Origin of the sequence: Sphingopyxis sp., assembly GCF_036402335.1 — a bacterium.
Classification (GTDB): Bacteria; Pseudomonadota; Alphaproteobacteria; order Sphingomonadales; family Sphingomonadaceae; genus Sphingopyxis.
This window is the reverse complement of sequence record NZ_DASWTD010000636.1, coordinates 1-10,548: the sequence shown is the minus strand read 5'-3', so window position 1 is coordinate 10,548 and position 10,548 is coordinate 1. Positions and strand designations below refer to the sequence as shown.

At 66.3% G+C, this 10,548-nt stretch carries 7 protein-coding genes and 1 pseudogene; 4 read left to right on the top strand and 4 right to left on the bottom strand.

The genetic code is table 11. The annotated features are described in order from the left end of the window. A pseudogene (locus VGD20_RS20485) lies at positions 1–1,178 on the top strand (hypothetical protein); the annotation flags it as partial. Positions 1,179–1,515: 337 nt separating this feature from the next. Here the strand turns inward: VGD20_RS20485 and VGD20_RS20480 are convergent. Further along, positions 1,516–2,175 (bottom strand): TetR/AcrR family transcriptional regulator, encoded by a 660-nt coding sequence (locus tag VGD20_RS20480; RefSeq protein ID WP_331136217.1) that lies wholly within the window; start codon positions 2,173–2,175, stop codon positions 1,516–1,518. A 116-nt stretch (positions 2,176–2,291) separates the two neighbouring features. Between VGD20_RS20480 and VGD20_RS20475 the strand changes: the two genes are divergently transcribed. Genes VGD20_RS20475 through VGD20_RS20465 form a run of 3 tightly spaced genes read left to right on the top strand, consistent with a single transcriptional unit; the run spans position 2,292 to position 7,885 of the window. Beyond that, positions 2,292–3,431, top strand: coding sequence for an efflux RND transporter periplasmic adaptor subunit (locus VGD20_RS20475; protein ID WP_331136216.1), 1,140 nt, complete (start codon positions 2,292–2,294; stop codon positions 3,429–3,431). Between the two features lies 1 nt (position 3,432). Continuing rightward, the gene (locus VGD20_RS20470) at positions 3,433–6,510 is read left to right on the top strand and encodes an efflux RND transporter permease subunit (protein WP_331136215.1); all 3,078 of its coding nucleotides are present in this window, start codon (positions 3,433–3,435) and stop codon (positions 6,508–6,510) included. Beyond that, on the top strand, positions 6,503–7,885 hold the full coding sequence (locus VGD20_RS20465; RefSeq protein ID WP_331136214.1) for a TolC family protein: 1,383 nt from the start codon (positions 6,503–6,505) through the stop codon (positions 7,883–7,885). The genes VGD20_RS20470 and VGD20_RS20465 overlap by 8 nt, the downstream gene beginning before the upstream one ends. A 462-nt stretch (positions 7,886–8,347) precedes the next feature. Here the strand turns inward: VGD20_RS20465 and VGD20_RS20460 are convergent, their stop codons facing one another. From VGD20_RS20460 to VGD20_RS20450, 3 genes are all read right to left on the bottom strand, one after another. Beyond that, on the bottom strand, positions 8,348–8,806 hold the full coding sequence (locus tag VGD20_RS20460) for an SRPBCC domain-containing protein (RefSeq protein ID WP_331136213.1): 459 nt from the start codon (positions 8,804–8,806) through the stop codon (positions 8,348–8,350). Then, on the bottom strand, positions 8,803–9,540 hold the full coding sequence (locus VGD20_RS20455) for a phytanoyl-CoA dioxygenase family protein (protein ID WP_331136212.1): 738 nt from the start codon (positions 9,538–9,540) through the stop codon (positions 8,803–8,805). Before VGD20_RS20455 ends, VGD20_RS20460 begins: the two co-directional genes overlap by 4 nt. 17 nt (positions 9,541–9,557) lie before the next feature. Further along, a partial coding sequence (locus VGD20_RS20450; protein WP_331136211.1) for an MFS transporter occupies positions 9,558–10,548 on the bottom strand: 991 nt, incomplete at its 5' end.

The following is a 10,548-nucleotide window of genomic DNA, read 5'->3' as shown; positions in this document are numbered from 1 at the left end:
AGAATACCGCCAACCCCGCGCTCGCCAACGCCGCCACCGCGCAGGCAACTGCAGAAGGCGCCGCAAGCGAAGCGGCGATTGCGCGCACCGAGGCCGCCACCGCGCAGACGCGTGCGAACGAGGCCCACGACCTCGCCAATGAAGCCATCGCGAGCGGCGCGGTAACGCGCCAGACGGCGGAACTGGCGCTCACCAATGCGAACAATGCCCAGACCGCGGCCGATGCCGCCGCCATGAAGGCCACGGAGGCGGAGACGGTCGCAGTCGCAGCACAGACCAATGCCAACCTCGCCCGATCGATTGCCGAAAGCGCCTCGGCCAACGCGCAGATCGCCAAGGCGAGCGCCGACGAAGCGCTGGCACGTACCGACTATATGGCGATCAACGGCAGCGGCGCCCGGCCGACCGCGACCGGCGCGAACGCGATTGCGATGGGCTCGGGCGCGAACGCCGGCAGCGATGATGCCGTCGCCATCGGGACCGGAGCCCGGGCGACCGACGGCGCGGCCGTGGCGATCGGGCTCGGCAATGTCGCTTCAGGCGACGGAGCCGTCGCCATCGGCGATCCCAATCTCGCGACTGGGCGTGGCGCGGTCGCGATCGGCGCAGACAACCGCGCAACCGGGCTCGCCGCCGTGGCGATCGGCGCCGACAGCGTGGCAGAGGGGCAGTCGGCGATTGCGCTCGGCAGCAATGCCCGCGCGACGGCGGCCGGCGCGGTCGCCATCGGCGAAAATGCGGTCGCGAACCGGGCGGGTCAGATATCGCTCGGATCGACTGCCTCGACCTATACGATGGCCGGGATCGGTTCCGCGGCGAGCCGGGCGGCACAGTCCGGTCCGGTCAGCTATGTGACGTCGGATGCCGCAGGCAATCTCGCGCTCGCCGATTTCGGGCCGGGCGATCTGGCACAGATCAGCTTCGATCTCGGCCGCGTCCGGCGCGACGCCCGCTCGGGCACCGCCGCGGCGATGGCGATGGGCTATGCTCCGATGCCGTCGGAGCCGGGGCGGACCAGCTACGCGCTCAACGGCGCGACCTTTCGCGAAGCGCAAGCGATCGGCGGCGCGATCGCGCACCGGCTGGACACCGAAAATCCCTTCGCCCTCACCGCAGGCTTTGCTTATGCGGGACACGGCAACAATGCCGTCCGCGTTGGCGTGGCGGGAGAATTCTAAAGCATTGGCATGTCGCAAACCGAGCGCTTGCGCCTGAGATCGATCTGTGGTGGTCATCCAGGGAAGAGCGGACGTTGCTCGTTTACGCCATATGGACACCGAAGGCCGAAGCGGATCATGCTCGTCCTCGGTGACAGACCCGGCGGCTTCGGCGCCTATCGCGACGGCATGGAAATCTATGGCCGCGCCGCTTCGAAGACCAAGGCACTCATCGTGGTCGAAGGCTGGTCGCACTAACTTACCACTTTACCTCAACTTTGGTTGAGCTTTTATGGAGAGGCTCCACGATTCGCGAACGGAGCATCTCTTGTACGTACATCACGGCAAAACGGCCTGTTCAGCCGGCGAGCACACGCCGCGAAAGCTGCGCGATCAGCGGGCCGAGCTGGTCCGCGGGCCGTCCCGCCGTCAGCGCGTCGTCGGCCATGCCGTGGAGCGCATGAAAGATGAACGCCGCGACCTGAACGGGCTTCCCGCCGGACAGGTGCCATGCGCCGTCGGCTTCCCCTGCCGCCACCAGCGCCGCGAGGTGACCGACGATATCGGTGTCGTCCATCGACTGGCGATGCGGCATCGACGGGCCGTGGAACACGACATCGTGCAGCGCATGCATATCGAAATAGGCTTCGGTCGCCGCGACGACCCACGCCTCGAACCGGCCGTTCCAGTCGCCGGGCGGGCGCGCTTCGACCGCCGCCACCACCCGCGCCTCAAACGCGTCGCTGAAGTGCTGGCGCAACGCATCCATCAGGTCCGCCTTGCTCGCGAAATAATGATAGAAAGTTCCCTTCGCGACGCCCGCCCGTGCTGCAATGTCGTCGATCGAACTCTCCGGCAAACCGCGGTCGACCAGCAGGGTGATCGCCGCCTGCACAAGCTGGTCGCGGCGGATATCGGCCTTGCGCGGCGGCCGCAGGATAGCATTGCCCGCACGCGGACGCCGGCGGACGGGCCGCGCCGACGGCCGCCTGACGGGAGTGAAATCTCTCTCTGACATCGGCGCAGTCTAGCAGCATCCCGCCGCGCGATGCCACTCTCTTGACCCGCTCCGGCATATTTAATAATCATTCTCAATAATTTCGACCATGAGTCGATTCTTGATGAGGTCTCCCCGTGTCATCTTCCGAACATCCCGACGAATCCCTCCCTACCCCTGCGCGGCGCTGGCGCGCGGTGCTGCCGGTCGCGGCTGCCTTGCTCCTGCTCGGAGGCGGCCTCTACGCTTGGCGGGCCGCCCGGACGGTCGAGACCGCGCCCGGCCAGATGCAGCCGGTACCGGTCTCGACCATCATGGTCGTGCCGACCGACGTGCCGGCGGCGCTCGAAGCGGTCGGTTCGCTCCGCGCCGTCCGCGAGGTGGTGCTCGCGCCCGAGGTGGCCGGACGCGTGACTGCGATCCGTTTCGCCGCCGGCGAGCGCGTCGGCACCGGCGAACTGCTCGTGCAACTGTTCGATGCGCCCGAACGGGCGGACCGCGCCGCGGCGCAGGCGAAGGCCGATTTCGCCGGCCTGCAGCTCGCGCGGTCGAACGAACTGGCGCCGTCGGGCGCCGAACCGCGCGAACTGCTCGAACAGCGGCGCGCCGAGCATGCGCAGGCGCATGCCGCAGTCCGGCAGATCGATGCCCGGATCGTACAGAAACAGCTCCGCGCGCCCTTCGCCGGGACGCTTGGCGTCCGGCAGGTCAATCCGGGGCAGTATCTCAACCCGGGCGATCCGGTGGCGACGCTGACCGCGCTCGACAGCCTCTATGTCGATTTCGCCATACCGCAGCAGGATTTTTCGCGGCTGAAGGCAGGCGCCAGCGTCGACATCATCTCCGACGCCTGGCCCGACCGTCGCTTCACCGCCCGCGTCACCGCGATCGAGCCGCAGGTCGGCAAGGACACCCGCAACGTCATGGTGCAGGCAACGCTGCCCAACCCCGGCCTTGCGCTGCGGCCCGGCATGTATGTCACTGCGCGGCTCGCGCTGCCCCCCATTACCGGAGCGCTGGTCGTCCCTGCCACCGCGATCCAGACGTCGGCATCGGGCGACAGCGTCACACGCGTGAAGCTGGACAAGACGGGCCGCGGCGGCACCGCGGAAGTGGTGCCCGTCACCGCGGGTCGCCGTTTCGGCGACAGGGTCGTCGTGACCGGCGGTCTCCGCCCGCGCGATGTCGTCGTGATCAACGGCCAGCTCCGCATCCAGCCCGGCGCGCCGGTCAAGCTCGCCCCCGCGCGCGCCGCGCCGGCCGGGGAGGCGCGCTGAGATGGCCTTCACCGATATCTTCATCCGCCGCCCGATCCTCGCGGTGGTGGTCAGCCTGCTGATCCTGCTCGTCGGCGGCGCGGCCCTGTTTTCGCTGCCGGTGCGCGAATATCCGAACATGGAAAGCGCGACGATCGTCGTCGACACCGGCTATCCCGGCGCGACGCAGGATGTGATGCAGGGTTTCGTCACCACACCGATCGCACAGGCGATCGCGACCGCGAACGGCATCGACTATCTCACCTCGACCTCGACGCTGGGCAAGAGCCAGGTGAAGGCGAAGCTGGTGCTGAACGCCGACGCCGACCGCGCGATGACCGAGATATTGGCGAAGGTGCAGCAGGTGAAATATCGCCTGCCCGCCGGCGCCAACGATCCTGTCATCACAAAAATGACCGATGGCGCGTCGGCGGTGCAATATCTGGCGTTCGTCAGCGACACCCTGCCCGTTCCGCAGATCACCGACTTCGCCACACGTATCGCCCAGCCGCTCATCACCGCGGTTCCCGGTGTCGCATCGGCCGAAATCAGCGGCGGACAAACGTTGGCGATGCGGGTCTGGGTCGATCCCGTGCGCCTCGCCGCGCGCGGCCTGTCGGCCAGCGATATCGCCGCGGCGCTGCGCGCAAACAACGTCCAGTCGGCGCCGGGCCGCCTGAAGGGCACCGACACCGCGATCAACATCACCGCCGGCACCGACCTGCGCGATCCGGATGCCTTCCGCCAGATGGTCGTGAAGCGCGTCGATGGCGGCATCGTCAGGCTGGGCGACGTCGCGACCGTCGAAATCGGCGGGCAGAATTACGACAGCAGCGCGCTGACATCGGGCCGCCGGTCGGTCAGCATCGCGATCACGCCCACCCCCGGCGGCAATCCGCTCGAAATCGTGAAGGCCGTCAAGGCATTGGTGCCCGACATGCAGCACGTGGCGCCGCCGGGCGTCGAGGTAATCAGCCAGTTCGACGTCGCGCATTTCGTCAACGCGTCGATTGACGAGGTCAGCCGCACGCTGGTCGAGGCGATCGTGATCGTCGTGATCGTCATCTTCCTGTTTCTGGGCTCGCTGCGTGCCGTGCTGATTCCGGTGGTGACGATCCCGCTGTCGCTCGTCGGCACCGCCGCGCTGATGCTGGCCTTCGGTTTTTCGTTGAACCTTTTGACCTTACTCGCGATGGTGCTGGCGATCGGGCTGGTCGTCGACGACGCGATCGTCGTGGTCGAGAACATCCACCGGCATATCGAGGAAGGCCTGTCGCCGGTCCGTGCCGCGCTGCTTGGCGCGCGCGAGATCGTCGGGCCGGTCATCGGCATGACGCTGACGCTCGCGGCGGTCTATGCCCCGATCGGGCTGATGGGCGGGCTGACCGGCGCGCTGTTTCGCGAATTCGCCTTCACGCTCGCCGGATCGGTCGTCGTTTCGGGAGTGGTCGCGCTGACGCTGTCGCCGATGATGAGCAGCCTGCTCCTCCACAGCCAGATGAACGAAGGTCGGCTATCGCGCGCGATCGAGCATAATATGCAGCGCGCGACCGACCGGTACAGCCGCCTGCTCGGCGCGACGCTTGCGGCACGCCCCGCGGTGCTGCTCGTCGGCGCGGTCGTCATGGGCGCGATCGTCATCCTGTTCACCGGCGCGCAGCGCGAACTCGCGCCGCAGGAGGACCAGGGTTATGTCTTCGTCCAGACCAAAGCACCGCAATATGCCAATGTCGAGTACACCGCACGCTACGCCCACGAGGTCGAGCGGTTGTTCCGCGGGCTGCCCGAATATGTCAGCAGCTGGTTCGACAATGGCACCGACGGCCTCAACAACGGCTTTGGCGGCGTCATCCTGAAGGAATGGGAAGATCGCGAACGCGGTGCCGATGCGATCCAGGCCGAACTTAACGCCAAGGGCGCCGGCATCACCGGCGTCTATGCCGCCGCCTTTCAGGCCCCGGCCCTCCCCGCTTCGAGCGGCGGGTTGCCGGTGCAGATGGTCATCCGCTCGTCGGACGATTTCACAGCGCTTTATTCGGCGCTGGAGAGGGTGAAGGGCGCAGCCTGGCAAAGCGGACTGTTCGCATTCGTTGACAGCGACCTCGCCTTCGACAGCCCCGAAGCGCGGATCAGCATCGATCGCGCCAAGGCAGGCGAAATGGGGATCACCATGGAAGCCGTCGCCGACACGCTGGCGACGATGGTTGGCGAAAATTACGTCAACCGCTTTAACTGGCACGACCGCTCGTACGACGTCATCGCGCAGGTTCCCGCGGCGCAGCGGCTGACACCCGACAATCTCGGCCAGTATCATATCAAGACCGCGTCGGGCACGCTGGTGCCGCTGTCGACGGTCACCAAGGTCGAAATGCGTCCCGAGGCCAATCGGCTGACGCAGTTCAACCAGATGAACTCGGTCACGCTTTCGGCTATCCTGGCGCCCGGCGTCACGATGGGCCAGGCGGTCGACTTCCTGAAGAGCCAGCCCCTGCCCGCCGGAACCAGCGTCGACTGGCTTTCGGACAGCCGCCAATATGTTACCGAAGGCGACCGGCTCACGATCTCGTTCGGCTTCGCGCTGATCGTCATCTTCCTTGTGCTTGCAGCCCAGTTCGAAAGCTTCCGCGATCCGCTGGTCATCCTCGTCACCGTGCCGCTCGCCATCTGCGGGGCGCTGGTGCCGTTGTGGCTCGGCTACACGACGCTCAACATCTATACGCAGATCGGACTGGTGACGCTGATCGGGCTGATTTCGAAACACGGCATCCTGATGGTGTCCTTTGCCAACCAGATCCAGAAGCACGAGGGCCTCGACCGGATCGCCGCGATCCGCAAATCGGCGGCGGTTCGTATGCGTCCCGTCCTGATGACCACCGCGGCGATGGTCGCGGGGCTCGTCCCGTTGCTGTTCGCCAATGGCGCGGGCGCTTCCAGCCGCTTCGCGATCGGCATCGTCGTCGTGATGGGGATGCTGGTCGGCACGCTGTTCACCCTGTTCGTCCTTCCCACCGTCTACAGCCTGATCGCCAGGGATCATCGCGCGGCATCGCACAGCGCGCGCGAAACCGAACTGGCGGCGGCGGAGGTTGCATATGCGTAAGCTGCTTTTCCTGCTCTCCCTCACCACCGCCGGCTGCGCCGTCGGCCCGCATTATGAGCCGCCGCAACCCGTGGCGAAGGCGGCGGGCGCGTTTACGACCGCCACGGCCGGTGTCGACAGCGCGGCCGAACTGCCCGATCATTGGTGGCGCCTCTACAACGATCCCGTTCTCGACCGCCTGATCGAACGCGCGCTCGCGGCGAACACCGACTTGCGGGTCGCGGACGCCAATCTGGCGAAGGCCGACGCCGTTCTGGGCGAGGCGCGTGCCGGACGCCTGCCGACGACTGACCTCAGCGGCGGAACCAGCTATGGCAGCGCCGCGGGCGGCTTTGCGCAGCCCGCCGACGACAAACAATGGACCCATAGCGGTGGACTCGCCATCGCGTGGGAAGTCGATCTGTTCGGCCGGGTCGGCCGCGCGATCCGCGCGGCCCGCGCCGATGCGGAAGCGGTCGAGGCGGTCCGCGATGCCGTCCGCGTGACCGTCGCCGCCGAAACCGCGCGCGCCTATGGCGACGCCTGCGCCTTTGGCGCTTCGGTGGCGATTGCCCGCACCTCGCTCGCCACCGCCGAGAATAGCCTGCGCATCGTGACCGCGCAGCAGCGCGCCGGATCGGTCGGGCTGCTGGAGGTCGAGCGCGCCGCGGGCACGGTCGCCACGGCGCGCGCAGCGATTCCCGAGGTCGAAGGCCGGCGCCGCGTCGCCTTGCTCGAACTCGCGGCCTTGCTGGGGGCCCAGCCGGGCGAGATCCCCACCGAGGTCCAGAGTTGCATCCGGATTCCGGCGCCGGTGGCGACACTTCCGGTCGGCGACGGCAACGCCCTGCTCCGCCGCCGCCCCGATCTGCGCGAAGCCGAGCGCCGCCTCGCCGCCGACACCGCGCGCATCGGCGTGGCGATGGCCGATCTCTACCCGCGCATCCAGTTCGGCGCGAACGGCAATTTCCTGCGCAACGACGACATAAAGGGCAGCGACAGCTTCAGCTTTTCACTGGGCCCGCTGCTGTCGTGGAGTTTTCCGAACATCGCGGTCGCGCGCTCGCGCGTCAAACAGGCCGAAGCACAGGGCGACGCATCGCTCGCAACGTTCGACGGCAAGGTGATCGGCGCGCTGAAGGAAGTCGAGCAGGCGCTCGCGCGATACGACGCGGGGCAGCAGCGTCACGCCGCGCTGACCGAGGCACGCGACCGCGCGCAGAGCACCTACGATTTGGCGCAAGCCCGCTATCGTGCCGGATCGGTATCGCTGCTCGACACCGTCATCGCGCAGCAATCGCTGATCGACGCGCGCGCCACGCTGGCGGAGTCGGAACAGCAACTGGGTTCGGCACGGGTCGATTTGTTCAAGGCACTGGGCGGCGGCTGGGGTTAAGACCGCCATCGGGTAAGCCCAAGACATGGTGGCCGCTTGCGGCCGGACCGCTTTGCGGCACGGATCCTGTTAAGCGGTCACTCCCCGGCGACGGCTTCGTCACGTCAACGGCGTTGCACATACGAGCAGAGGGCCCCCGCTTCGACGATGCCTTCGGACGATCGAGATCGCACCCCGATAATCGACGTTCATCGAACCGCCGCTGCGGCAGCAGTCCCCTCCCGGCCCCCAATCCGGTGCCGCGCGGCAGATCCTCTCACCCATCGGGACACACCGTATATGGCTGAACTACCGCGCTGCTCCTCACCGAAGTTGCGCCGGCGCGCGCGCCGCTGATCCCCGAACGCGAACGCGAACGCGATTATGCGCTGAGCCGCGTGATCTGCTGCTATCACTTTCCCACCGACACCGAGGCAGCGCGGACGATCGCTAACGCCGACATTCGGTCACGCTGACCTCAGCTCAACCATCTCGCCTCTGCTCGGCTACCGCTTGCAAGCTTCTGTTGAAACCCTCGAAGCTGGCGCGGATCATTTCCCCATACGCCGCCAGGATAGTGGCGGCAAAGCGTCCGCTGAAGAACTCGCGGTGCACGAGGAGCGTGTTGCTTGCACCGACGGGTTCGAGCCCGAAATAATGATCGCCTCGAAAATCTGCAGGGTTTTCAGCGCTTCCGACCCAATGCATCCTGTATGGTTCAAGCGCCTCGACCCTGACGGTCTTTTCGCCTTCGTTCGCGGGCCACAAGACGATGATCGAGCCAGCCGCCGCCACGCCATCGATGCGCGGGATTTGGGTATTCCATTCTCCATAAGCATCGAACCCGATCAGGATCGCCCACACATCGGCGATCGGCGCGGCGATCAGCTTGCTGGTTTCTACGGTTAGCGCGCCAGGAGGCGGCAGAAAACCTACGCTCATCGCGCAGTCAGAGCCCCCAGACGCGCCATGTCGGCAAAGCTGAAGATATACGCCCGGCGACCACGCGCAGACCGGTTTGGCCCCGTATAGTGCGGGGTCGAATAACCGTGAACCGTCGCCGATCCGGCGGCCAGCGGGCATTTCACCGCCGTGTCGAGCGGCAACCAGGCGGCGGGATCCCCGATCGCGAGGAGACGGCCGTCATCGTCGGGGGCTCCCGAGGCAACATGGTGCGGCGGCATGGATCCGTCCTGCACGCCCGGGATGAATTGCATGCAACCCATATCCCCGTCGACGTTATCCAGTGCCAGCCAGAATTGTGCGACGACATCGTTGGGCCAGCTCGTTCCCGCGGGCGTCATCGGCATAGCCGCATAAGCCATATCCATGTGCCAGGGTGTTTCGTGGGGATGGCCGGGCGGTTTGAAGATGAGCATCGAGAAAAAGAACTGCGGGTCCGCGCACCCGATCAGATCCACCGCAATTTCCCTGGCGCGGTCGACCGCAGCGTTCCGGGCGAACAGCGGATGATGGAGGTGCGGCAGCATGATCTGCCGTGTCAGTCCGCCGAGTTCGCGATCGGTGCCCGGACAGGGTATCGAACCGTCGAGCATGGCGTCGTAGACGGCGCGCATGTCCTCGAGAAGCGGCGCATCGGCAAGGCCGTCGGCGATCGCGAAACCATCTTTGCGGAAACGGTCGGTGATCGTGCTGCGGCATTGGACGTCAATCATCGAACTGTCGCTTTCTTTCATGCGTCGGTGGCCGGCCGCGCCATGGCCGGAACGGTCCCGAAGGTCGCTGCTGGCGGCGGCACGGGTCCGCCGCTTTCGATCGTCCCGACTTCCGCCAGCGCCGCCGCCTCCAGCTTCGAGAGGTTGGCCTGGTGCGTCGCGCGATCGATGCTGAAGAAGCTGAGCGTATAAAGCGACAACAGGCTGAGCGTCACGCCGATCGGCACATAGACATAGCCCAGTTGGTGCATGAGTGCCGGGTCGATGGCCCCCGGCTTCGCATGGACGGGGAAATCGATCCACGTCAGCATCAGCCCGGATACCAGCGTTCCAAGTCCGGTAACGCTCTTGCTCAGCACCGAATTGGCCGCGAAGAACAGGCCCTCGGAACGGGTCGAGGTGCGCACCGCATTGTCTTCGACAACGTCGGCCAGCATCGACGTGCTCACGACGAGACCGATGAGAACCATGGTCGTCGCAAAGAAGGTCTCGACCACGAGGAAGGTCAACAGCCATGGCCAGTCGTTGCCGGGCAAGATGCCGAGCAGGCGCAGGCCGATCGGCATCGTCGACGTGACGATGGCGAGCGCGAAGCTGACCATGACCACCGGCTTCTTGCCCCACCGGCGCGAGCAAAGCGGTGCGACGAACACGCCGACCAGCGATGCGAGCAGCACCGGACCGATAAGGACCGAAATCTGATCGGTGGTGAGTTCGAAAAAATACAGGTTGAAATATACGCTGAGGCCGCCGGAAATGCCCGCGTTCATGCCCGAGAAAAGCGCCGCGATCATGATCGCGGCAAAGTTGCGGTTGGTAAAGGCGGACGCCACCTCACGCAGCAGATCGCGACCCGAAAAGGGCTGATCCGGCGCCTGCGTCAGATACGGAATTTCCTTATGCGTACCGAGCGAGGAAAGGAGCACGGTGACTGCAATGATCACCCCCCCGGTCAGACCATATTTCACATAGCCCGCCATGTGCGTCACCCCGCCGACGCGATCGGAC

Coding starts and splice junctions, on each gene's coding strand:
- VGD20_RS20455 (WP_331136212.1), bottom strand. CDS start 9,540: ATGATTGACGTCCAATGCCGCAGCACGATCACCGACCGTTTCCGCAAA.
- VGD20_RS20480 (WP_331136217.1), bottom strand. CDS start 2,175: ATGTCAGAGAGAGATTTCACTCCCGTCAGGCGGCCGTCGGCGCGGCCC.
- VGD20_RS20470 (WP_331136215.1), top strand. CDS start 3,433: ATGGCCTTCACCGATATCTTCATCCGCCGCCCGATCCTCGCGGTGGTG.
- VGD20_RS20465 (WP_331136214.1), top strand. CDS start 6,503: ATGCGTAAGCTGCTTTTCCTGCTCTCCCTCACCACCGCCGGCTGCGCC.
- VGD20_RS20460 (WP_331136213.1), bottom strand. CDS start 8,806: ATGAGCGTAGGTTTTCTGCCGCCTCCTGGCGCGCTAACCGTAGAAACC.